General features: G+C 68.8%; 20 protein-coding genes and 1 tRNA gene. 10 read left to right on the forward strand and 11 right to left on the reverse strand.

Going from position 1 to position 21,523, the window contains the following annotated elements:
• Nucleotides 1-155 precede the first annotated feature (155 nt).
• Both SALPAC3_RS0113820 and SALPAC3_RS0113825 read left to right on the forward strand, forming a co-directional pair.
• The gene (locus SALPAC3_RS0113820) at nucleotides 156-1,019 is read left to right on the forward strand and encodes an alpha/beta fold hydrolase (RefSeq protein ID WP_026185544.1); all 864 of its coding nucleotides are present in this window, start codon (nucleotides 156-158) and stop codon (nucleotides 1,017-1,019) included.
• Between the two features lie 253 nt (nucleotides 1,020-1,272).
• Nucleotides 1,273-1,662 carry a hypothetical protein gene (locus tag SALPAC3_RS0113825; protein WP_018221820.1) on the forward strand — a complete coding sequence of 130 codons (390 nt, stop codon included), beginning with the start codon at nucleotides 1,273-1,275 and terminating at the stop codon, nucleotides 1,660-1,662.
• 109 nt (nucleotides 1,663-1,771) lie between these two features.
• On the opposite strand, the gene SALPAC3_RS0113830 is transcribed toward SALPAC3_RS0113825, so the two are convergent.
• Both SALPAC3_RS0113830 and SALPAC3_RS0113835 read right to left on the reverse strand, forming a co-directional pair.
• Entirely contained in the window at nucleotides 1,772-2,311 is a 540-nt protein-coding gene (locus SALPAC3_RS0113830) for an alpha/beta fold hydrolase (protein WP_018221821.1), read from the reverse strand.
• 185 nt (nucleotides 2,312-2,496) lie between these two features.
• Complete coding sequence (locus SALPAC3_RS0113835) at nucleotides 2,497-3,105, reverse strand: ABATE domain-containing protein (protein WP_018221822.1); 609 nt, start codon at nucleotides 3,103-3,105, stop codon at nucleotides 2,497-2,499.
• 80 nt (nucleotides 3,106-3,185) lie between these two features.
• Here SALPAC3_RS0113835 and SALPAC3_RS0113840 point away from each other — a divergent pair, with 80 nt between their 5' ends.
• Both SALPAC3_RS0113840 and SALPAC3_RS0113845 read left to right on the forward strand, forming a co-directional pair.
• Nucleotides 3,186-3,980 carry an MBL fold metallo-hydrolase gene (locus tag SALPAC3_RS0113840; RefSeq protein ID WP_026185545.1) on the forward strand — a complete coding sequence of 265 codons (795 nt, stop codon included), beginning with the start codon at nucleotides 3,186-3,188 and terminating at the stop codon, nucleotides 3,978-3,980.
• A 237-nt stretch (nucleotides 3,981-4,217) separates the two neighbouring features.
• The gene (locus SALPAC3_RS0113845) at nucleotides 4,218-4,664 is read left to right on the forward strand and encodes a site-specific integrase (RefSeq protein ID WP_018221824.1); all 447 of its coding nucleotides are present in this window, start codon (nucleotides 4,218-4,220) and stop codon (nucleotides 4,662-4,664) included.
• 79 nt (nucleotides 4,665-4,743) lie between these two features.
• Here SALPAC3_RS0113845 and SALPAC3_RS0113850 read toward each other — a convergent pair.
• Nucleotides 4,744-4,817: transfer RNA gene (locus tag SALPAC3_RS0113850), tRNA-Gly, on the reverse strand.
• A gap of 294 nt (nucleotides 4,818-5,111) precedes the next feature.
• Here SALPAC3_RS0113850 and SALPAC3_RS0113855 point away from each other — a divergent pair.
• Nucleotides 5,112-6,104 (forward strand): zinc metalloprotease, encoded by a 993-nt coding sequence (locus SALPAC3_RS0113855; protein WP_018221825.1) that lies wholly within the window; start codon nucleotides 5,112-5,114, stop codon nucleotides 6,102-6,104.
• 72 nt (nucleotides 6,105-6,176) lie between these two features.
• On the opposite strand, the gene SALPAC3_RS0113860 is transcribed toward SALPAC3_RS0113855, so the two are convergent.
• Nucleotides 6,177-6,713, reverse strand: a complete 537-nt coding sequence (locus SALPAC3_RS0113860) for a pyridoxamine 5'-phosphate oxidase family protein (RefSeq protein ID WP_018221826.1) — start codon at nucleotides 6,711-6,713, stop codon at nucleotides 6,177-6,179.
• Nucleotides 6,714-6,791: 78 nt separating this feature from the next.
• Between SALPAC3_RS0113860 and dcd the strand changes: the two genes are divergently transcribed.
• A complete protein-coding gene (gene dcd / locus SALPAC3_RS0113865; protein WP_018221827.1) occupies nucleotides 6,792-7,370 on the forward strand; it encodes a dCTP deaminase in 579 nt (192 codons plus the stop codon).
• Between the two features lie 176 nt (nucleotides 7,371-7,546).
• On the opposite strand, the gene SALPAC3_RS0113870 is transcribed toward dcd, so the two are convergent.
• From SALPAC3_RS0113870 to SALPAC3_RS0113880, 3 genes are all read right to left on the reverse strand, one after another.
• Nucleotides 7,547-8,563 carry a C40 family peptidase gene (locus SALPAC3_RS0113870; protein ID WP_196230351.1) on the reverse strand — a complete coding sequence of 339 codons (1,017 nt, stop codon included), beginning with the start codon at nucleotides 8,561-8,563 and terminating at the stop codon, nucleotides 7,547-7,549.
• A gap of 360 nt (nucleotides 8,564-8,923) precedes the next feature.
• Nucleotides 8,924-11,119, reverse strand: a complete 2,196-nt coding sequence (locus SALPAC3_RS0113875; RefSeq protein ID WP_018221829.1) for a (Fe-S)-binding protein — start codon at nucleotides 11,117-11,119, stop codon at nucleotides 8,924-8,926.
• A gap of 307 nt (nucleotides 11,120-11,426) precedes the next feature.
• Complete coding sequence (locus SALPAC3_RS0113880) at nucleotides 11,427-11,690, reverse strand: cell division protein CrgA (protein ID WP_018217839.1); 264 nt, start codon at nucleotides 11,688-11,690, stop codon at nucleotides 11,427-11,429.
• 185 nt (nucleotides 11,691-11,875) lie between these two features.
• Here SALPAC3_RS0113880 and SALPAC3_RS0113885 point away from each other — a divergent pair, with 185 nt between their 5' ends.
• Genes SALPAC3_RS0113885 through SALPAC3_RS0113900 form a run of 4 tightly spaced genes read left to right on the forward strand, consistent with a single transcriptional unit; the run spans nucleotide 11,876 to nucleotide 15,286 of the window.
• Nucleotides 11,876-12,679: a DUF881 domain-containing protein gene (locus SALPAC3_RS0113885; protein ID WP_018221830.1), complete on the forward strand. Its 804-nt coding sequence runs from the start codon at nucleotides 11,876-11,878 to the stop codon at nucleotides 12,677-12,679.
• On the forward strand, nucleotides 12,676-14,337 hold the full coding sequence (locus SALPAC3_RS27170) for a class E sortase (protein ID WP_080635177.1): 1,662 nt from the start codon (nucleotides 12,676-12,678) through the stop codon (nucleotides 14,335-14,337). The genes SALPAC3_RS0113885 and SALPAC3_RS27170 overlap by 4 nt, the downstream gene beginning before the upstream one ends.
• Before the next feature lie 4 nt (nucleotides 14,338-14,341).
• Nucleotides 14,342-14,632, forward strand: a complete 291-nt coding sequence (locus SALPAC3_RS0113895) for a hypothetical protein (protein ID WP_018221832.1) — start codon at nucleotides 14,342-14,344, stop codon at nucleotides 14,630-14,632.
• 3 nt (nucleotides 14,633-14,635) lie between these two features.
• Nucleotides 14,636-15,286: an aminodeoxychorismate/anthranilate synthase component II gene (locus tag SALPAC3_RS0113900; RefSeq protein WP_018221833.1), complete on the forward strand. Its 651-nt coding sequence runs from the start codon at nucleotides 14,636-14,638 to the stop codon at nucleotides 15,284-15,286.
• 23 nt (nucleotides 15,287-15,309) lie between these two features.
• Here the strand turns inward: SALPAC3_RS0113900 and pknB are convergent, their stop codons facing one another.
• The 4 genes from pknB to SALPAC3_RS0113920 are packed head-to-tail and all read right to left on the reverse strand — an operon-like array spanning nucleotide 15,310 to nucleotide 21,506.
• Nucleotides 15,310-17,079 (reverse strand): Stk1 family PASTA domain-containing Ser/Thr kinase, encoded by a 1,770-nt coding sequence (gene pknB / locus SALPAC3_RS0113905; RefSeq protein WP_018221834.1) that lies wholly within the window; start codon nucleotides 17,077-17,079, stop codon nucleotides 15,310-15,312.
• On the reverse strand, nucleotides 17,076-18,512 hold the full coding sequence (locus tag SALPAC3_RS0113910) for a serine/threonine-protein kinase (protein ID WP_026185547.1): 1,437 nt from the start codon (nucleotides 18,510-18,512) through the stop codon (nucleotides 17,076-17,078). Before SALPAC3_RS0113910 ends, pknB begins: the two co-directional genes overlap by 4 nt.
• A 1-nt stretch (nucleotide 18,513) precedes the next feature.
• A complete protein-coding gene (locus SALPAC3_RS0113915) occupies nucleotides 18,514-20,019 on the reverse strand; it encodes a peptidoglycan D,D-transpeptidase FtsI family protein (protein WP_018221836.1) in 1,506 nt (501 codons plus the stop codon).
• Nucleotides 20,016-21,506: an FtsW/RodA/SpoVE family cell cycle protein gene (locus tag SALPAC3_RS0113920; protein WP_026185548.1), complete on the reverse strand. Its 1,491-nt coding sequence runs from the start codon at nucleotides 21,504-21,506 to the stop codon at nucleotides 20,016-20,018. The genes SALPAC3_RS0113915 and SALPAC3_RS0113920 overlap by 4 nt, the downstream gene beginning before the upstream one ends.
• Nucleotides 21,507-21,523 lie beyond the last annotated feature (17 nt).

The following is a 21,523-nucleotide window of genomic DNA, read 5'->3' on the forward strand; positions in this document are numbered from 1 at the left end:
CCGGAGCAAGCCGATCACGTAATCGGCGATCTCGCCACGCCCCGAAATCTCCCAACACCGAAACTACTCAACCGAGCTCAGGACGAACCGCGTCGGTGGATCGAGGCTCAGGGGGTGTTGGCACATGGCCGATCCCACTTGATTTGATTACTCCCATGTACGTCACAGCTCCTGACCGCGTTGGTGAAGTCCAGCTCCCTGATGGGCGGCTGCTGGGTTGGGCAGAATGGGGACCACCGGATGGGACACCCGTGCTGTTCTCGCCTGGTGCCGCCACCAGCCGCTGGCTCGGGTTCGGCGCCGAAGTCATCGACCGGCTCGGCGTACGACTCGTTTCGGTGGACCGTCCAGGGCTCGGCGCCTCGACGCCGCTGCCCGGTCGGACGTTCGCCGATTTCGTCACCGACTTCCGACAGTTCACCACGATGCGCGGATTGGGTCGGCCCGCGATGGTCGGCAACTCACAGGGCGCGCCGTTCGCGCTGGCCTGCGCCGAGGGAGGTGTCACCGCTGCCCTCGCCATCGTCTCCGGCGCAGACGAGGTGGCCGCGCCGGAATTCGCCTCCGCACTGCCCGCCGAGCTACGCAAGCTCGTCGACTGGGCCGTACAGGACGCGGCCGAGGCGGAGCGCTTCTTCGCCGGATACAGCGCCGACCGGCTGCTTGACTTTGTACTGGACGGCAGCCCGGAGTGTGACCTCGCGGTGTACCGCGAGCCCGGGTTCGCGGACGCCTATCGCCGTGCCGTGCACGAGGCGTTCGCGCCGGGGGCAGCTGGGTACGCGCGGGACACGGTGCTGGCAATGAGCCCCTGGCCCATCGACCTCGGCAAAATCTCCGTGCCGGTCGACGTCTGGTACGGCGAACTGGACCAGAGCCACTCGCCAGACAACGGATCGCTGCTCGCCGCCCGGATACCCGGCGCACAGCATCACCTCGTACCCGCGATCGGCGGAGCCGTGCTGTGGACACATGCCGAGCCGATCCTCAGCACCCTGTTGACCAGGGCCGGCACCTAGTCGTCGCCGACCATGGCCCCACCACCTGTTTCAGCCGACTAGACCACGGAAGCCCTGGCGAGACATGTACGGAACAGGGCTTCCGTGCGTGGAGCAGGTGACGGAACCGAACCCGCACGGTCAGCTCGGGGGGCGGACTGACTTGCGCCGTCAGTGGCCGCGCCAGCCGGTCGGGCGGGACGGACCGTCACCTGCGCCATGGCCACCACGACCAGGAGACTCGCTTTGCGGCAAGCAAACGTGAGGAACGCACATGGGCGAAGATAATTCCGCACCGAGGGATGTCGCCGAGCGTCTGACGACCAGGCGGCAAGGGTTGTTCCGGAAGGTGGTAACCGGCGACACCGTGAGCCTCGATAGCCGGGATACGGTCGTACGGTGGCTGCGCGAACTCCATCAGGAGCGTGACCAAACGGTGATCATCCATCGGTCATGGGGGTCGGTTTGCGTGGTCGGCGAAGGACGGGCCCCGACCGACATCATGATGACCGAAGATGACGGCCGGATGTGGTACGCGGCCCGCGCGGGAAGCAAGATCCCGCAGAAGCGTCCCCAGCTAACCCCAGCCGAGGTAGAGCACGTCATGCTCGAGGCGCTGACCTCAGATACCCCGCCTCAGTGGCCAGAGTGGCGGGAATTCTGATTCGCCCACGGTGCAGGAGCGTGACCAGCGCATCTCCGACGGGCTCAGCCTTCGCACCGGTTGTGAGCCGTCGTGGTAGCGCGTGCGCCGGATCATCGGCCTGGTGCGGTCAGATCAGTTGAGACAAGAACCCCTCCATTTCCATGCCGACAGCGGCCAGCGCGTCGGTGTAGGAACTGAGTGGTCCATGCGGTCGCAGGGCATGGTTAGCACCTTCGATGGTCAGGACCTTCTTGCCTGTCCGTACTGCAGCGTCAGGAACCCAGGTTCGATCGTGTGTCCCCCCGACGAGCAGGGCCGGCGCTGGGTTGCGGGTGATCGCCTCGGCCACCGCATTGTCGTTCAGGAGTGGCGTCAGCCAGATCGCCGGTAGTTGCCGCTCCGCCGCCAGACCGGCGGCGTATGTCCCGAGCGACTTGGCGATGATCACGGGCTGCATGTCTGGTGTCGCATTGGTGAGCCGGTGCAGTGCCGCAGCGACGTGCGCCCTGACGAAGGGCTCGGGGCCGATGTCCAGCAGTCCCTTTGGCACGGTCCACGTGATGGTCTCTATTGGGGCGTCGAGGTCAGTGAGCGCCTCGCCGGCGAGGTTGAGCAACGGGGCTTGGGGGCCGTAACCGATCCCCGGGACGATGACTCCAGCGATCATCGATAGATGATAGCGGCCCCGATCCGCCAGCAGGCCTACTGCACCCTACGCACGGTGACTGCCCGTCTGTCGCCCCTGGACGGACGTCCGGCCTGCACCTCCGCATCAGGCACAGATCGGGCACGCTGCCCACGCACCGGCGGGCCGGAAGCGTCAGCCAAGCGGGGTGGTGCGGCCGGCCATCGTCAGTCGGCCTTCGACTGGGTGCGTCGGGCGTAGGCGCGGGCCGCGCGGGCGCGGTCGCCGCAGCGGGTAGAGCACCAGTGGCGGCGGCCCCGGCGCAGCAGGTAGCGATTGCAGGGAGTGGAGTCGCAGGCGGTCAGGCAGCCGGAGTGGGGGCCGGTGAGAAGGTCAGCCGTACTGGCCGCGAGGGCCGCTAGGGCGTGCTCGAGAACCTCGTTGGTGGGGCACGGTGCCGCTCGGTAGGGGCCTTCTTTGTCGTTCCAAAGCAGCAAAGCGGCCGTGGGAGCCTTGCTCAGTGCATCGTTTACGGCGGATAGAGCTGCGGGCAGGGGGGGAAACCCGGCGACGTGGGCGGCGAACAATGCCCTGACGTGTTCGCGCAGCGAGCGTAGCTGGGTCGCGCACATCTCCTGCACTCCGGCACCGGCCGGAGCGAGGCCGCGTTCTGTGAGCCAGTGATTCGTCGCCTCGGGGGTGCCGAGGAGATCGATTAACTGCCCACCGGGTAGCGCGATGGCGCTGTTGACGAAGTCTAGAGCGAGGTACTGCTCCGCCCCTGGCGCGGACGGCAGCACAGGCTCGACAAACCAGCTCTCTGTCATGGCTCTCATGGTACGACTTGCGTTCATCCGTGAGGAGCTACTACCGTCACTTCACGGATAGCCTAGCCCGCATCCGTGAGGAGTTCCCCATGGCTTCTGCCGACACCACCACTGACCAGTTCCCCGTCCGCGTCTTCGGCGGCCCGACCGCCCTCTTTGAATACGGCGGGCTGAGGCTCCTCACTGACCCAACCTTCGACGCTCCTGGCGACTATTACGAATCAGGCCAGAGAATCCTGACCAAGACCGCGCCCCCCTCCGGCAGTTCCACAGACCTCGGCCGCATCGACGTAGTCCTGCTCTCCCACGACGAGCACCCTGACAACCTCGACAACTCCGGCCGGGTCCTGCTCGCCGACGTTCCACTGACCCTCACCACGCCCGGGGGTGGGCGCCGCTTGGGGAATAGGGCTAAGGGGCTGGCGGACTGGGAGTCGATCGAGCTGGACCGCCCCGGCGGCGGCAGGATCACCGTGACGGGCGTACCCGCCATCCATGGCCCCGGCGCTCGCGAGGATGTCGAACCGATCACCGGTCAGGTCGTCGGATTCGTCTTGACCGGGGAGGGACTGCCCACGGTCTATGTCAGCGGCGACAACGCCTCGCTCGACGCCGTGAAGGAGATCGCGGAGCGCTTCGAGCCGGTGGACACTGCCATTCTCTTCGCCGGCGCTCCGCGCTTCCCCGGCGTCCTCTTCGACGGCGCGCCTATCGTCCTCGACAGCGTCCAGGCCGCCGAGGCTGCCAAGATCCTCGGCACTCGCCGGGTGGTCCCCGTCCACTACGACAGTTGGGCCCACTTCACCGAGGGCCGTGACGAACTGGTCACCGCCTTCACCGCCGCTATGCTGGTTGATCGCCTGGACCTCGGCCACGTGCGCTGATCGAGGCGGGCCGGGCCTCGACCGATGCCGTGGCCGGAGCTATCGGCTCGGCCCGCCACAGCGCTCCTTCGCCTTCTCCCGTGCGGCCTAGACACCGCCCGCCTGCCGGGGACAGTCCGACTGTCGCTGGACCACTGGAGCACATCAACTCCACCAGCCTTGCCGGTCTGCCCAGTGCCGTGGGCACCGCCGGTTCCGTGCTGGCAGCCAATGCCGTCGGACGCATCTCCCAAACCCGTGGCCGCCACCCTGGCCTCGCCGCCGGCTATCTGGCCGGTGCCGTCGGTAGCGCGGGCGTCATCGCTGCCACCGTGGCTGGCGCTCCCATCCTGCTGTCCTGGCGAGAGCAGCCCGAACCTCTGGCGCGGCAACTTCAACAAGCTGGTCAAGTGGCCTGAGGCGGTCGCTGCCGTGGGTGTTCTGAACTGTACTTTCACGACCCTGCGGCACACCGGCAACACGCTCGCGTCGCGAGCGCCAGGCATGAGCCTGCGCGACATCATGGCGCGGATGGGTCACGACAGCCCCCGCGCCGCGCTGATCTACCAGCACGCCAACAGGGAGGCCGACCAGGGCACCGCCGACGCGATCGACCAGGCCGTCAAGGCGGCCCGGCGCAAGCCGAGCAAGCGCCGGGTCAAGCGGGCTACCGAGGGCGGCGGACCGGCCACCGAGGCACGCTAATGGCACGAGCGCCTGTTTCAGCCGTCTAGAACGACGAAAGCCCTGGCGGGACATGCATCCTGACCAGGGCTTTCGTGCGTGGAGCGGGTGACGGGAATCGAACCCGCACTGTCAGCTTGGGAAGCTGATGTTCTGCCATTGAACTACACCCGCAAGCGGCACCACTGTACCCCAAGCACCGCGCGGCGCATATCCCGGCACCCGCCGACCCGAGCGGTCTGCGAGCGGCAGCAGTCACCGGAGCGGGCTGAACCCGTAACCGCGAAGGTCGGCCTCGGTGCAGTGGCTCCGGACGAGCCCCGCCAAGGGAGACGGAGCGAACTGCCGGTCAGGCCCTTCGGAGCCGGCTCAGCATTTTCAAAGTTGTCGATGTCTTGTAAGGTCTGCCTTACGTTTCCTGCCATGGCACGCACACCCCCCCGCTGTGCTGCCAGAAGGAGGTGGCCCATGGGCCTCCGACCCCTACTGTCCCGTCGAAGCGCCGGCATCGCGTCAACGTCGCTCGCGCTGCTCCTCGGCGCCGTCACGGCCGGCTACGTCCCGGCGCACGCGGCGCCGCTCGCGAACCACGCCGCGGAACACGCCGCGAGCGAGGAGTGCGAGCCGGTCCACGCCGACGCCAAGGCTCGGCCGGGCAGCATCACCGAACACGACCCGAACCACCTGACCGAAGCCCAGGTGGCAGCACGGGAGAATGAGCTGATCGAACTGGTGGAGATGCAGGTACGGCGCGAGGGCGCCGCCGCGTTCGCACCCGTGGCTCCCGCGTCGGTCGCCATCCCGGTGGTGGTGCATGTCATCCAGGAAAACAGCAGCCGGGCCGGCGGCAACATCCCGGACTCCATGATCTACTCACAGATCGACGTGCTGAACGACTCGTTCAGCGGGGCGACCGGTGGCGCCCCGACGGCCTTCAGCTTCGCACTCCAGTCGATCAACCGGGTCACGAACCCGAGCTGGTACCCGATCAACTACGGCTCATCGTCGGAACGGTCGATGAAGAGGTCGCTGCGCGTCGGCGGTGCGGAAACCCTCAACATCTACCTCGGTGACCTTTCGAGCGGCCTGCTCGGCTGGGCGACCTTCCCGCAGCGCTCGATAAGCAAGTTGGACGGCGTCGTCGTGCTGAACGAGTCGCTGCCGGGTGGCACCGCCACCAACTACAACCTCGGCGACACCGGCACCCACGAGGTTGGCCACTGGCTGAACCTCTACCACACCTTCCAGGGCGGCTGCAGTGGCTCCGGGGACGGGGTCAGCGACACCCCGGCCGAAGCCTCCCCCGCCTACCAGTGCCCCACCGGACGGGACACCTGCTCCTCGGCGGGCGTGGACCCGATCCACAACTTCATGGACTACACGTACGACTCCTGCATGTACGAATTCACTCCGGGCCAGGCCAGCCGCATGCTGACCGCCTGGAATGCGTATCGGGCCTAGCCCTCGACCGGTACGGTCCGCTGCCGGCTCCAAACCCTTTGGAGCCGGCAGCGGCGCGTGCAGGGCCGGCGCTCAGGCCGCCGCGCTGCCCTGATCGACGGTGGGGGCCGGCGAGCCGGCGCGTCGAGGCTGGCCGGGCTGACCCGACCCGGCCTGACCACCCGGCTCCAGCCAGACCTGAACCGCCGGTCTCGCCACGCCAGCGATGTCGTGCTGGGCGATCATCGCGACATCAATGCTGAACTCGAAGAGCCGCCAGTCGATGTCGTAGATCGCGCAGTGTCGGCGGGCCAAGCGGGTCACCCGGGCCGGATCCGTCACCAGCTGCGCCCGACCCGCGAGGTAGGCCTCGTCGTCGCTCTCCTCTGCGGGGAAGGAGTGCAGCGCGTAACGCCCGTCGCGCTCCAGGTCACGCCGCTTGGGCGAGTCAATCACGAAACAGAAGAGGCCCTCTTCGGCGAGCACCGGGGAGACCGGATGCACGCGAGGACCACCATCGGCGCGGACCGTGGCCAGGTAGCCCAGGCCCGGCCCGTACTGCTGGAGAAGCCGGCGGACCCCGTCGGCGAGGCGGGGTACGTCGGCGGCGAACTCGGACCAGGAAGCCATACCCCAGACCCTATCGAACGTGCGTTCGAATGCCCAGGCGAAATAGGCGCGTGTCGTCCCACTCGCTATGGTGGTCCGATGCTTCTCTCCGATCGTGACCTGGCCTCCGAGATCAAGGCCGGCACGCTGGCGCTGGAGCCGTTCGATCCCGCGCTGGTCCAGCCATCCAGCATCGACGTACGGCTGGACAAGCTCTTCCGGGTGTTCAACAACCACCTGTACACCCACATCGACCCGTCCCAGCAGCAGGACGACCTGACCTCGGCGGTCGAGGTGCCCGACGGCGAGCCATTCGTGCTGCACCCCGGCGAGTTCGTGCTCGCCTCCACCCTTGAGGTCATCTCGCTCGGGGACCAGCTCGCCGGCCGGCTGGAGGGCAAGAGCTCACTCGGCCGGCTCGGGCTGCTCACCCACTCGACCGCCGGCTTCATCGACCCGGGCTTCTCCGGCCACGTGACGCTGGAGCTCTCCAACGTGGCGAACCTGCCGATCATGCTCTGGCCCGGCATGAAGATCGGTCAGCTCTGCATCTTCCGCCTCTGCTCACCTGCCGAGCACCCATACGGATCGGCCGTCTACGGGTCCCGTTACCAGGGGCAGCGGGGCCCGACGCCCAGCCGCTCCTGGCAGAGTTGGCATACCTGGCCGACGCGCTGACGCCGGGCGACCAAGACGGCTACCCCACGGCTGAGCCGGCGACGCTCCCACGGGGCGAGCCGGCGGCGGCACCGCCGGGACTGGCACCGCCGGGACGACAGCGTCGGGACCGACAGCTGGATACGACGAGGCCCCGGACGACCTGTCTCGTCCGGGGCCTCGGTCCAGTCGCCGGCTCAGCCCGGTCGACGGAAGCCGGCGATACTCGGCATGTTGTAGATGCTGGCGACCATGACCGGCTTGCCGGCCCGGGGCGCGTGCACCATCTGGCCGTTGCCCAGGTACAGGCCGACATGGTGCAGGTTGCTGGGGCTGGAGAAGAAGACAAGGTCACCAGGGCGCGCTTCGGATTGCGAAATCGCCGGGCCCTCGTTCCACTGGGCACCGGTGTAGTGCGTCAGGTAGACACCGGCCGCCTTGTACGCGTACTGCGTCAGCCCGGAGCAGTCGAACGAGTTGGGGCCGTTGGCCCCCCAGACGTACGGGTCACCCACCTGAGCGCAGGCGGTCCGGATGGCGATCCGGGCAGCTTCGGTCACGACACCGTTGATGGTGGGGCACTGCGGCGTCGACACCGTGGTCACTGGTAGTGAGTCCTTGAGCCGCTTGATCTCGGCGTCGATCTGCTTCTTTCTCGCCGCCAGCTCGCTCTCCTGCTTATCCTGCTTCGCAATCAGTTCATCGAGCGAATTCTTCTGGCCCTCATACTCTTTACGGATCGCCAGCACCTCCTCGAGCTGCCGGTTCTCCATAATGGCAACCCGATTCAGTAGGGCCAACTCCTCGCGGATCTCATTCGGGTCATCGCTCACCAGCAGCGCACCGAGTTCCCGCGACGGCCCACTGATGTAGTACTGCGAGGCCAGACCGCCCATCCGCTTCATCGCGGTCTCGCTCTGCTGCTGGAGCGGAGCGAGCTTCTCCGCCAGCTCCTCCGACTTCTCGCGGTTGGTCTTCAGCTCCGCCCGAACCTTGTTGTACTGCGCGATCGTGGGCTCCATCTCGCGCCACTGCTCGTCAATCGCGGCCTCGATCTCCTCCACGGTCGGCTCGGCGTACGCGGGAACCGCCAGCGCGCCGAGACTGACCGCCACCGCGGCGGCCGCGGCGAGCAGACCGTGAACGGCCCGACGCAATCCGCCCGAACGGCGTGGCCGTACCCAGTCCTGACGATGAGGGGGCGTGGTTGCCACCAGCACCGACTCCTTTTGCAACCCAGACCGCGGGGCGCCTCGGAACAAGGGGGGGTACGAGGCAGACGATCCACCGCAGCGCACGCACAACAATAGGTAGGGCCTGGTACGGAATCAAGGCAGGCGAGCGGGTTTCACCTCTACGTAGTCACTCGCCCACAAATAGTGCTGACCCCCCTCAAAATACGTACTGCCAATATACTTATATCCACAACCATTACCGTAAGTAGTCACGATTCAGTCGAGCTGATACGAAGCGACCGGCGGTGGCACCCCCATCGGGGTGCCACCGCCGTCCCGGTGTGGAAAGGGCTCTACCAGGTGCCGGCGCGGCACCTGGTAGAGCCCGTAATGGCTGGATCAGCCCGCGACCTGTGCACTCTTCTGGTCAACCGGTGGCTGCTCCGGGCGCACCGACCGGAGCAGGACGCTCGCCACGTCAACCACTTCGACCTGCTCACCAGCGCCCTTACCGTTCACGCCATCGTTGAGCATCGTCGAGCAGAACGGGCAGCCGACCGCAACCGTCGCTGCGCCGGTCGACATAGCCTCCTCGACCCGATCCACGTTGATCCGCTTACCGATCTTCTCCTCCATCCACATGCGGGCGCCGCCGGCGCCACAGCAGAAGGAGCGCTCGCTGTTACGCGGCATCTCGGTCAGCTCGCCCTGGATCGCCGTTCCGAGCACCTCGCGCGGTGGGGCGAAGACCCGGTTGTGCCGGCCCAAATAGCAGGGGTCGTGGTAGGTGACGCCGCCATCGATCGGCTGCACCGGCGTCAGCGCGCCGGTGGCGACCAGGTGAGCCAGCAGCTGGGTGTGGTGTACCACCTCGAACTCACCACCGAGCTGCCCGTACTCGTTGCCCAGGGTGTTGAAACAGTGCGGACAGGTAGCGACGATCTTGCGCCGGCTCTGCTCCCGGCCCTCGAACGCCTCGTTCAGGGTCTCGACGTTCTGCTGGGCGAGCATCTGGAAGACGAACTCGTTGCCGATCCGACGGGCCGGATCCCCGGAGCAGGTCTCCCCCTCGCCCAGGATGGCGAAGGAGACGCCGGCCTCGTGCAGCAGCGTGGCGACCGCCCGGGTGGTCTTCTTGGCCCGGTCCTCGAAGGCTCCGGCGCAGCCAACCCAGAACAGGTACTCGAAGTCGTCAACCTCACCGACCCGCGGCACCTCGAAGTCGAGACCCTTGGTCCAGTCCTCCCGGGTGTTCTGCGGCGCACCCCACGGGTTGCCCTTGTTCTCCAGATTGCGCAGCATCACCCCGGCCTCCGAGGGGAAGCTGGACTCGATGAGCATCTGGTAGCGACGCATATCGACGATGTGGTCGACATGCTCGATGTCGACCGGGCACTGTTCGACGCAGGCCCCGCAGGTGGTGCAGGACCAGAGCACGTCCGGGTCGATGACACCGGACTCCTCGGCGCCGCCGATCAGCGGCTTCTCCGCCTCGGCGAGCGCCAGCGCGTCAACGTGGGCGAGCTGCCCGTCGGTCGCCTTCTCCGCACCGGTCAGATCCTTGCCGCCGCCGGCCAGCAGGTACGGGGCCTTCGCGTAGGCGTGATCGCGGAGGCTGAGCACCAACAGCTTCGGCGACAGCGGCTTACCGGTGTTCCACGCCGGACACTGGGACTGGCAGCGGCCACACTCGGTGCAGGTACTGAAGTCCAGCAGTCCCTTCCAGGTGAACTGCTCGACCTGGGCGACCCCGAACTGGTCCTTCTCCGGGTCCGCCTCCTCGAAGTCGAGGAGCTCGCCGTTACTGGTCATCGGCCGCAGCGCACCGAGCCCGGACCCCGGCCGACCCGGGTTGCGCTTGAAGAGGATGTTGGGGAAGGCCAGGAAGCGGTGCCAGGCGACCCCCATGGTCACGTTCAGCGAGATCACGATCAGCCAGGTCATCGAGATCGCAATCTTGATGACGGCGGCGACGCTGACCCCGGCCTCCCAGTCCGGTAGCAGGCCACCGACCGTGTGGCTGAGCGGTGCCGCCCAAACCGGGTACTCGAAGTGATCAGTAGCGACCTTGAAACCCCGGATGAGAAAACCCATCACCAGGACGCCGAGGATGACGGCCTCAACGAAGTAGCCCTGCCACATGGTTGAGCCCGTGAACCGGGACCTCCCACCGGGCCGGGTCGGTCGGTTGCGCAGCCGGATCGCGATCAACACCAGGATGCTGGCGATCCCGAGGATGCCGAGCCACTCGGTGACGAGACCGTAGACCGCCCAGTTCCCGACCAGCGGGAGTCCCCCGGTGGGGGAGACGACCTCGAAGTACGCCTCCAGCACCAGCAGCGACAGCACGATGAACCCGACCATCACGAACCAGTGCGCGGCTCCCACCAGACTCCAGCGAAGCATCCGGGTGTGCCCGGCGGTCTCCGCCAGCATCGTCCGCGTCCGCGTGGCCCAGTCGGTGAAGCGGGCCGGATCCGGCTGGCCCAGCCGGATCACCGCCACCATCTTCCTGACTGCCCGCACGGCGAGCCACACCGCCACCGCGGTGATGGCGGCCGCGACGATCGTGGTGGCGATCTGGACGCTGCCCATCGAGTCGGCCCTCCCGGTCTACTACTGCTCGAGCGGCTCGGCGATCGGTACCGGCCAGGACGCGGTCGGCGAAGCTCCTGCCGCGTACCCGGGCCCGGGCCGATCGTTGACCTTGCCTCACCCGGTCGTGCAGTGCAGCCTACGCGCAAGGTTACCCAGCGGTAACGTGACGCATCTCGCACCCGCAGCGATTCCGTCCTGCGCCACACCATAAGGTGCCGCGCCCGGCAGCGCCGATTGGGGCCAGGTCGACCGGGCTGGCTGGGCGGGCGCGCCGGCTCCGGCCGGCGCGCGGGTCAACGCGTGGTCAACGCCAGCGCGAGAGCAGGATCAGGGAGCCGACCATTGCGCCGAAGCCCACCGCGAGGTTCCAGTAACCCCACGACATGACCGGATACGCCTGCTCGGAGAGGTAGTAGACCACCAGCCAGCCGATGCCGGCGACGATGAGCGCGACCGCCGTGACCGGCAACCAGACCGGGCTAGGCTTACGCGTCGCCGCCGTCGCCGTCGGACGCACATCCGTCGGCGGGGTGTACACCTTCTTCTTACGGACCTGAGACTTGGGCACGACGCTCTCCAGAGGGGGTGACGACCTCGTCCGGCCTGACAACCGGGCGCGAGGGCGACGGTCCATGGCCAATAATGTTCGACAGCTAGCGTAGTCCGGAAGACCCGTTCAGGCCACGAAAGGTCTTCTCCAACACCCGGAGGGGTGATTGGAGCGGGCTGGCAGGCGACGAGGGGAGGGAACCCGTGGAGTACACATCCGGCGCGGCCTCCTGGCGGAAGGTGCTCCGGCGGGTCGTCGTCGCCCTCATCCGGAGCCCTCGGCAGCGCCGGCTCGGCTGGCCGGTCGGCGTACCATTGATCGCCGCTGCGGCCGGGCTGCTCTTCACCACCACCGCTACCACCGCCGGGGGCACCACCCTGCGCGAGGACCGGCGCCCCCAGCTCAACCAGCTCATCCAGGACCGCCACGCCGAGGTGGCGGCCAGCGAGCAGCGGGCGGCGGAGCTCCGCGCGACGGTCGAGGCCCGCACCGACGCCCTCGCCGGTTCGGACGGGACGATCCAGCAGCAGCAGGAGCGGGCGGCGGCCAGCCAGGAGCCGGCCGGCTTCACCGCCCTCACCGGCCCCGGGGTGACCGTGGAGCTCGACGACGCGCCGCGGCGCGGGGACGGCAACCTGCCCGCAGGCGCCACCAACGACGACCTGGTGGTGCACCAAGGCGACGTACAGGCCGTGGTGAACGCCCTCTGGGCCGGCGGCGCGGAGGCGATGTCAATCATGGATGTCCGCGTACTCGCCACCAGCGCGGTACGCTGCGTCGGTAACACCCTGCTACTCCATGGCCGGGTGTACTCCCCTCCATTCAAGATCGTAGCGATCGGTGACCCCGCTGCTCTCCAGCAGGCCCTCACCGAATCCGAGGGAGTCCGGTTGTTCAGAGACCTGGCGAACACCTACAAGCTCGGCTACAAGGAGACTGACTCCACCGTGACGGTGCCGGCGTTTGAGGGCTCAGCCGCCCTCCGTTGGACGACGGTGCCCGAATGACCAGGGCACCGGAGAACTGGCAACCCGATCGGGACAACGACGAGACGGCGTTCCTGCCGCGGCTGGAGCGCCCCGGGCAGCAGCCCCGGCACGATGCGGAGCAGCCGCTACCCCCGCCGGGAGCCCCGCCCCAGCCGTCCGCCCCAGCCCCACCGGGCCAGCCGTCCGCCCCAGCCCCACCGAGCCAGCCGATCCAGCTGCCGGGGTTGGCCGGCGCGCCGCAGCGCCCGCCGAGCCAGTCACCACGACACTCGGCCGGCCCCGCCTCAGCACCTCCAACCGGCTCAGCCTTCGACGCTGCGTACCCGCCAACGCCGACGGCACCAGCGCCACCGACGGCACCAGCGCCACCACCGAGGGAACCAGCGCCACCGACGGCACCAGCGGCCGAGCGGCTACTCGACCAGCCGACCGCAGCCCATCGGGAACTTCGGCCCGAAACCCCACCCCACTCGTCGGGACCACCCACCCCTTCCCCCGCAGCGAGCCCGGGCCACCCGCGCCGGCCAGCGTGGGACCGCACCCCGTCGACGGCTGACGCCCCCACCGCCTTCATTCCCACCACACCGCCGCGGGCCGCGACCCCGAACGCTGACACCGCCCCGGAGGCCGGCACCGCTCCGGAGGCTGACACCGCCCCGGAGGCTGACACCGCCCCGGAGGCCGGCACCGCCCCGAACGCTGACACCGCCCCGAAGGCCAGCCCGGTCCCCGATACCCCCCGGGGCACTGGCTCCGCCGTCGATCCGGCGGCCACCGCGCTCATCCCGCGAGTGGCCAGCCGTCCTCCTCCGCCACTCGACTCCACCGCCCTGATGGGCGCGGTGCCCCAGCCGCCGCGGGACGCGGACGCCACGACCGAACCCGCCGGCGGGGAGCCGGCCCAGCCGCGCCGGGGCGAGCGGGTGGTCAAGCTACGCCCAGAGCAGTCCGGCGACGGCTACAAGAGCGTCTACTCGGAGATGACTCGGCCGACGTTCCGGTCCCGCTTCCGCACCGGCGTCCGCGCCGCCGGAGAGGTACTCATCACCTTCGGCATAGTGGTGCTCCTCTTCGCCGGGTACGAGATCTGGGGGAAGTCGGTGATCGTCAACGCCCACCAGAACGACCTCAGCCAGCAGCTTGCCGAGGCGTGGGGGCCGACCGGTGACCCCACGGTGACGCCCTCCGCTGCTTCCTCGTCCGCCCCCGCCTCGCCGACCGTGCAGGGCACTCCGATCGCCGGCCTGTACATTCCACAGCTCGACAAGAACTGGATTGTCGTCGAGGGGGTGACCCAGAAGGACCTCCGATACGCCCCGGGCCACTATCCGACGAGTGCCCTCCCCGGCCAGCCCGGCAACTTCTCCATCGCGGGACACCGGAACCGGGCCACCTTCTGGCGACTCGACGAGCTGAAGGATGGCGACGTGATTGTTGCCGAGGATCGCGACAACTGGCACATCTACCGCGTCACTCGCAATCACATCGTCAAACCGAGCGAGGTGTCCGTGGTGGCGCCGGTTCCCGGCGACCCGGGTGCCGAGCCGACCGACGCGATGCTCACCCTGACCACCTGCCACCCGAAGTTCGACAACTACGAACGCCTGATCATCCACGCGAAGCTGGACCGGACCCAGGCCAAGTCGGCGGGTCGCCCGGCGGAACTGGGGGGCTGAGGAGATGTACGCCTGGATCTGGCGGAAGTTGCCGTTCGGACTTCCCGGCAAGCTGGCCGGCAGCGTCCTGTTGACGACGGCCGCGGTAGCCCTGCTCTGGTACGTGATCTTCCCCTGGGCTGAGCCGCTGCTCCCCTTCGACGATGTACAGGTCGGTCAGGAAACGGGAGATCCTGGGGACCCGAGTGCTCCCGGCTATCCGCCGCCCGGCGACGGACCGGCACCAACCGAGGACGGGCACGACCTGCCGTACGACACGGACGAGAACAACCCGCCTCCCTCCCCGGAAGAGTGACCCGTGCGCATCCTGGTCATCGACAACTACGACTCGTTCGTCTTCAACCTGGTGCAGTACCTGGGTCAGCTCGGCGCCGACTGCGAGGTACGCCGCAACGACGAGATCAGCGTCGCGGAGGTCGGGCAGGCGAAGGCCAATGGCGTCCTGCTCTCCCCCGGTCCGGGTAGCCCGGATCGCGCCGGCATCTGCCTGGACATCATCCGGGAGTACGCCGGGGTGCTCCCCCTCTTCGGTGTCTGCCTCGGCCACCAGGCGATCGGGGAGGCGTTCGGCGCCACCGTCGCCCAGGCTCCGGAGCTGCTGCACGGCAAGACCTCGGAGGTCCGGCACCAGGGCGTGGGGGTACTGGCCGGCCTACCGGAGGTGTTCACCGCGACCCGCTACCACTCGCTCACTCTCGTGCCGGGGACGTTGCCGGCCGAGTTGGAGGTCACCGGTTGGACCAGCTCCGGTGTGGTGATGGCGATGCGCCACCGGACGTTGCCGATCGAGGGGGTGCAGTTTCACCCCGAGTCGGTCCTGACCGAGGGCGGGCACCTGATGCTGGCGAACTGGTTGGCGTCCTGCGGCTTCCCGGAGGCGCTGGAGCGCGCCCCCGCGCTGGCGGCCGAGGTCGACGCACGCCGACGTACCGCCTTCAGCACCACCTAACCGACGATCAACAGCGCCGCACCTCAATCACCGTCGCCCGGCGGCGTCTCGGTCGGCTCCGGCGTCGGCGTCGGCGTCTCGGTCGGCTCCGGCGTCGGGGGCTCGGTCGGCTCCTCCAGCACCGTCACCGTGATGGTCACCGTCTTGCCCTTCGCAAGCTTGGTGTTCGGACCCGGGTTCTGGTTCGTCACCCGGCCTTCCTCGCCCGGCGGCACCGGCTGGCCCTCCCTGACGTCAACCTTGTAGCCGGCGTTCTCGAGCTCCCGCTTGGCATCCTCAACATAGGACTGCACCACGTTCGGTACGGTGCCGATGTTGCCCTTGGAGACGGTCAGTGTGACCACCTCCCCCTCCGCCGCCTGGCTGCCCTCATCCGGCGTCACCCGCAGGACGGTGCCCGCCGGCTCCGCGTCGTCGACCTCCTCCCGCGCGACCTCGAAGCCGGCATTCTCCAGCTGCCGCTTCGCGTTGTCGTAGGTGGAGCCGACCAGGGTGTCCGGAATCGTCACCGTCGCCGGCCCAGCGCAGATGAAGATCGTGACAACGTCGTCCGGGGCCAGCCGCTCACCCTGGGCTGGCTCCTGGTTGGCCACCTCCCCCTTGGTGCAGTCGTTGTCGCGGACCTCCCGGCCGGTATCCGGCACCAGGCTGGCTTCCTTGATCGCCGCGAACGCCTGCTCCTGGGTCAGCCCGGTTACCGGCGGGACCGTGGCCCGCTCGGGTTCTTCGGGCAGGAGGGCCACCACCGCCAGCGCGGCCACCGCGAGTACGCCGAGCGCGGCGAAGGTGGCGATCAGCCACGACGATGCCCGACGCCGACGTGGGTCGCCGACCCGGGCTGGTATCTGTTGGGTACGTGGACCGGGCGCGGCGGCCGGGTATCCGGCGCCGGCCGGGGCGAGTTGGGTGGCCTCCTCCTCCCGCAGGACCGGGGTCGCCATGACCGGCCGTCCGGCGGCGGCACGCAGCAGGTCCGCCCGCATCTCGCCGGCGCTCTGGTAGCGGTTGAGCGGGTTCTTCGACAGCGCCTTGAGGATGATCGCGTCGACGGCCGGGGGGACCTCCGGGTTGAGGTCGCTGGGCGTCGGTGGCGTCTCCCGAACATGCTGGTACGCGACGCTGACCGGGCTGTCCCCGACAAACGGCGGGTGCCCGCAGAGCAACTCGAAGAGCACACAGCCGGCGGCGTAGACATCCGAGCGGGCGTCCACCGACTCGCCGCGGGCCTGCTCGGGTGAGAGGTACTGGGCGGTGCCGATCACGGCGCTGGTCTGCGTCATCGTGGTCGCGCCGCTGGCCAGCGCCCGGGCGATCCCGAAGTCCATCACCTTGACCTGGCCGGTCTGGGTGAGCATGACGTTGCCGGGCTTGATGTCCCGGTGGATGATGCTGTGCCGGTGGCTGAACTCCAGCGCCGCACACATGTCGGCGCAGATCTCCAGCGCCCGCCGCGGCTGGAGCCGCCCCTCGGCGCCCAGCACCTCCTTCAGGGTCCGCCCGCCGACGAACTCCATGACGATGAACGGCAGGGTCTCCCCGGTCGGTGCCTGCTCCTCGCCGGTGTCGTAGACGGCGACGATGGCCGGGTGGTTGAGGGAGGCCGCGTTCTGCGCCTCCCGTCGGAACCGCATCTGGAAGGTGGCGTCGCGGGCCAGGTCGGCCCGGAGCATCTTGATCGCAACATCCCGACCCAGTCGCAGGTCACGACCGCGATGCACCTCGGCCATGCCGCCGTAGCCGATAAGCTCGCCGACCTGGTAGCGGCCACCGAGCAGGCGGGCCTGCGCTGTCATCGCGTCTGTCGTCCTTCGCTCGTCGTCGTCTCGTCGCCGCCCGTCGCGGGCAGTTGCAGTTGACGGTACGACGTTTGGTCTGAATCGTCGCGTCCGTCGAGCCGGAGTTCGCCGGACGTTCCCGTCGACTGCCCCGGCCGGGCCGTGGGCCCGGCAAACACCTCGTCCCAAACGTAGGAAACCATGCGAAAGCAGGTCAGGACCAGAGCGGCCAGGAGGAGGACAAGGAGCAGTCTCCCGAACCGGGACCGGCGGGACCGCGGAGCCGGTGTTGGGGGGTGCCCGAGCCGCGCGGACGCCAGCGGCACGGCCGCAACCGGGGACCACTGCGCCTGCGGTCGCGGGGCCAGCGGCGGGGAAGGCTGCGGCGGGGAAGGCTGCGGCGGCCCCGGCGAGCGGGAAGCCTGCGGCGGCCGGGCGACGACCGGCGGCGGCACCTTGGCCCGGCCCGGCGAAACCACGCTGGCCCGACCCGGCACCGCCGAAACCGGTCGGACCGGCGCTGGCGAAACCACGCTGGCCCGACCCGGTGGTGCAGGCGCCGGCGAAACCACACTGGCCCGACCTGGCACCGCCGAAACCGGACTGGCCTGGCCCGCCGCCCGGGCGGACTGGGAGAGCTGGGCCTTCAGTTGTCGAGCCACTCCGGCCAACGCCGCCGCGCTCGGCCAGCGGTCCGCCGGGTCCTTCGCCATGGCCCGCTCTACCACCGCCCGCACCTGCGGCGGAATGTCGGCAGGCAGCGCCCGAGGTGTATCCCGGACGTGCTGCAGGGCAATCTCGAGTGGGTTGTCGCCCGCAAACGGCCGCCGGCCGGAGAGACACTGGTAGGCGACCACACCGAGGGCGTACACATCCGAGGCCGGGGTGGCGACCGCTCCGGTGGCCTGCTCCGGTGAGATGTACGAGGCGGTACCGAGTACCGAGCCGGCGGCGGTGAGCTGGGCCACCAGGTCGGATCGGGCGATACCGAAGTCGGTGAGTACCAGGGTGCCGTTCGGCCGGACCAGGAGATTGCCGGGCTTCACGTCCCGGTGCACGATGCCCTCCAGGTGGGCGGCGTGCAACGCGTCGGCAGCCTGGGCTACCAGGGCCATCGTCCGGGCGGAGGTGAGCCGGCCGACCCGGTTCAGGGTGGCCAGGAGCGCCTCTCCCTCCACGTGCTCCATCACCAGGAAAGCGATCTGCTGGTCGCTGCCGAAGTCGTAGATGTCAACGACACCGGGGTGGTTGATGGTCGCCATCGTGCGCGCCTCGCCCCGGAACCGCTCGGCGAAGTCGGGATCGTCCAGCAGGGCGGGCAGGAGACTCTTCACGGCGACTGTCCGGCCGAGCACCTCGTCGGTGCCGCGCCAGACATCGCCCATGCCGCCGCTGGCGATCCGCTCGTCGAGACGGTAGCGGTTGCCGAGCTTCACCCCCGTACTGAGCACGTCAGCGGCTCCCCGGTGAGGCGATCGCCGCCCGCATGATCTGCCCGGCGATCCGCGCGGCCTCGGCGCTGCCGCCGTCGCCGGACTCCTCCAGCAGGACACAGACCGCGGAGACCGGGTTGCCGTCCTCGTCGAGTGCGAAGCCGATGAACCAACCGTGATCGGGAGTGTCCGGACCAGACTCCGCCGTGCCGGTCTTGCCGCCGACGGTGTAGCCACTGATCCGGGCGTTCCGGCCGGTGCCGTTCTGGACGACACTCTCCATCATCTCCCGCAGGTCGGCGGCGACCTGGTCACTGACCGGCTGGCGCAACTCGTCGGGCTCGGCGGTGTAGTAGTTGGTGGTGCGATCAGCACCGAGGATCTGACTGACCAGGTACGGACGCATCTGGCTGCCGTCGTTGGCGACCGTGGCGGCGATCAGAGCACCCTGAAGCGGCGTCATCCGGACATCCCGCTGGCCGATGGAGGACTGGGCGAGGGCAGCCTGGTCAACGCTGCCGTCGGGGTTCTCCATGCCGCCGGTCCGACTGGCCGCGACCGGTTCGCCATCCTCACCGAGCCGGCCGACGGTCAAGTCGTCCTGCTCGAAGCCGAACTGCCGGGCCTTCTCCTTGAGCGTGTCCGCGCCGAGGCGTACGCCGAGCTGGGCAAAGCCGGTGTTACACGACTCGGTCACCGCGTTCATCAGGGTGACCTCCTCCTCCGGACAGATGGAGGGGGCCGCGTTTTCGATCGGCTTGCCCGAGGTCGGCGGCGTCCAACTGGGCCCGGCGGGGATCTTCGTGTCCTGGGTGACACCGTTCTCGAGCGCGGCGGCGGCCGTCACGATCTTGAAGGTGGAGCCCGGCGGGAGCACCTCGCCGAGCGCCCGGTTCTTCAGCGGACCGTCCGGGTTCTGCTGCAGCTTGTTGTAGGCCGTCGTGGCCTCGTCCGAGTCGTGGCTGGCCAGTGGGTTCGGGTCGAAGCTCGGCATCGAGACCAGCGCCTGCACCGCCCCGGTACGCGGATCGAGGGCGATGGCCGCGCCCTTGCTGACCCCCGCACGGTTGTCCCGCAGCTGCTCGTACGCGACGTCCTGCGCCTGCTCGGAGATGGTGAGCAGGACGTTCGCGCCGGCGGTCTCGTCGCCGGTGACCAGGTCCCGCAGCCGGTCGCCGATCAGCTGGTCGCTGGTGCCGGCCAGGAACGCGTTCTCCGCCTCCTCGATGCCGGTGTCGGCCAGGTTGACCGGCTTGTAGCCGATCGCGTGGGCGTACTTCTCCCCGCCGGGATAGGTGCGCAGGTACTCCAGCTCCCCGTCGGTCTCCTTACTCACCGCGAACGCCGTACCGCCGGCCTCGATGTTGCCGCGCTTGCGCTCGTATTCGGCGACCTGGACCCGGCCGTTGTAGTCGCTGTTGCGGTAGTCGTCGGCCTTGTAGGCCTGAATCCAGTTCAGGTTCGCGAAGAGAAGCCCGAACAGGACCATCACGACGAGACCCACCCGGCGCAGTGGTGCGTTCACGGTCTGATCACCTCCGTCGGGGCACCGTGTAGCTGCTCCGGTGGGCCGCCCGTCGGTCGGGTCGACGGAGCGCCTCCGCCGGTCACCGGCCGGCGGGCAGCATCGGAGACCCGGAGCAGGATCGCGATGAGTAGCCAGTTCGCCATCAGTGACGAACCGCCGGCGGAGAGGAACGGCGTGGTCTGGCCGGTGAGCGGAATCAGACCGCTGATCCCGCCAACGATCACGAAGACCTGGAGCCCGAGGGTGAACGCCAGACCGCCGGCGAGCAGCTTGCCGAACGAGTCGTGAACCGCCAGTGCGGCGCGCAGCCCCCGCTCGACGATGAGCAGGTAGACCACCAGCAGGGCGGAGAGACCGAAGAGACCGATCTCCTCACCGAGGCCGGCGAAGATGAAGTCGTTCTGCACTTCGGGCAGCTTGAGCGGCTGGCCGGCGCCGGGCCCGGCGCCGAACATTCCTCCGCTACCAAGGGCGAGCAATCCCTGCACCAGCTGGTAGCCGTCGTTGTACGGGTCGGCGAACGGGTCCAGCCAGATGTTGGCCCGTAGGTAGAAGTTGGCGAACGGACCACCGACCACGTCGCCCAACACGTACGCCAGATAGGCGCCGCCGAAGAAGAGCACCAAGCCGATGAGGAGCCAGCTCACCCGTTCGGTGGCGATGTAGAGCGTCGCCACGAACATGCCGAAGTAGAGCAGGGAGGTGCCCAGGTCCTTCTCGAAGACCAGCACCAGGAGGCTGATCAGCCAGACCACCACGACCGGCCCGAGGTCCCGGCCCCGGGGGAGATCGACACCGAGAAACCGGCGACTGGCCAGGGAGAGGACCTCCCGCTTGCGCACCAGGTAGTACGCGAAGAAGGCGAGCAGCGCGAGCTTGGCGAACTCGCCGGGCTGGATGGAGAGACCACCGACCCGGATCCAGAGCTTCGCACCGTTGATCTCGGAAATGCTCCGCGGTAGCACCGCCGGGATCATCACCAGCACGATGCCGGCGAGACCCAGGGTGTACGCGTACCGAGAGATCGAGCGGTGGTCGCGGACGACAGCGAGCAGCCCGGCGGCGAGGGCGACCGAGATCAGTGTCCAGGCGAGTTGACGCCCGCCGGTGCCGGCGAAGGTCGCCAGTTCGGCACGCTCGGCCGGGGTGGCGCGGGCCAGGTCCAGCCGGTGCAGGAAGCCGACACCGAGGCCGTTGAGGAGGGCGACGGACGGCAACAGGGCCGGGTCGGCGAAGGGAGCCAGGAACCGGATCACCACGTGCAGGCCGAGGAAGACCGCGCTGAGCGCGGCGGCCGGCACCCAGAAGCTCGGCGTGACCGTGTCGAGCACGCTGGCTTCGACCATCGCCCCGTACGCGGCCACCAGCACCATGGCGAGTAACAGCAGCGACAGCTCGGCGTTACGCCGGGACCGGGCCAGCCGCACGCCGCTCTGCCCGCCCGTGGTCGTGGGCGGGGATGTCGACGTGGCCGCTACGGTCACTGAATGTCCTGACAGAT

This window comes from Salinispora pacifica DSM 45544 (assembly GCF_000378845.1).
Classification (GTDB): Bacteria; Actinomycetota; Actinomycetes; order Mycobacteriales; family Micromonosporaceae; genus Micromonospora; species Micromonospora pacifica.

Bases quoted from the DNA above. Each gene is read 5' to 3' on its own strand.
- SALPAC3_RS0113820 (WP_026185544.1), top strand. From the start codon at position 156: ATGTACGTCACAGCTCCTGACCGCGTTGGTGAAGTCCAGCTCCCTGAT.
- SALPAC3_RS0113855 (WP_018221825.1), top strand. From the start codon at position 5,112: ATGGGCCTCCGACCCCTACTGTCCCGTCGAAGCGCCGGCATCGCGTCA.
- SALPAC3_RS0113830 (WP_018221821.1), bottom strand. From the start codon at position 2,311: ATGATCGCTGGAGTCATCGTCCCGGGGATCGGTTACGGCCCCCAAGCC.
- dcd (WP_018221827.1), top strand. From the start codon at position 6,792: ATGCTTCTCTCCGATCGTGACCTGGCCTCCGAGATCAAGGCCGGCACG.
- SALPAC3_RS0113895 (WP_018221832.1), top strand. From the start codon at position 14,342: ATGTACGCCTGGATCTGGCGGAAGTTGCCGTTCGGACTTCCCGGCAAG.
- pknB (WP_018221834.1), bottom strand. From the start codon at position 17,079: ATGACAGCGCAGGCCCGCCTGCTCGGTGGCCGCTACCAGGTCGGCGAG.
- SALPAC3_RS0113860 (WP_018221826.1), bottom strand. From the start codon at position 6,713: ATGGCTTCCTGGTCCGAGTTCGCCGCCGACGTACCCCGCCTCGCCGAC.
- SALPAC3_RS0113835 (WP_018221822.1), bottom strand. From the start codon at position 3,105: ATGAGAGCCATGACAGAGAGCTGGTTTGTCGAGCCTGTGCTGCCGTCC.
- SALPAC3_RS0113825 (WP_018221820.1), top strand. From the start codon at position 1,273: ATGGGCGAAGATAATTCCGCACCGAGGGATGTCGCCGAGCGTCTGACG.
- SALPAC3_RS27170 (WP_080635177.1), top strand. From the start codon at position 12,676: ATGACCAGGGCACCGGAGAACTGGCAACCCGATCGGGACAACGACGAG.
- SALPAC3_RS0113840 (WP_026185545.1), top strand. From the start codon at position 3,186: ATGGCTTCTGCCGACACCACCACTGACCAGTTCCCCGTCCGCGTCTTC.
- SALPAC3_RS0113875 (WP_018221829.1), bottom strand. From the start codon at position 11,119: ATGGGCAGCGTCCAGATCGCCACCACGATCGTCGCGGCCGCCATCACC.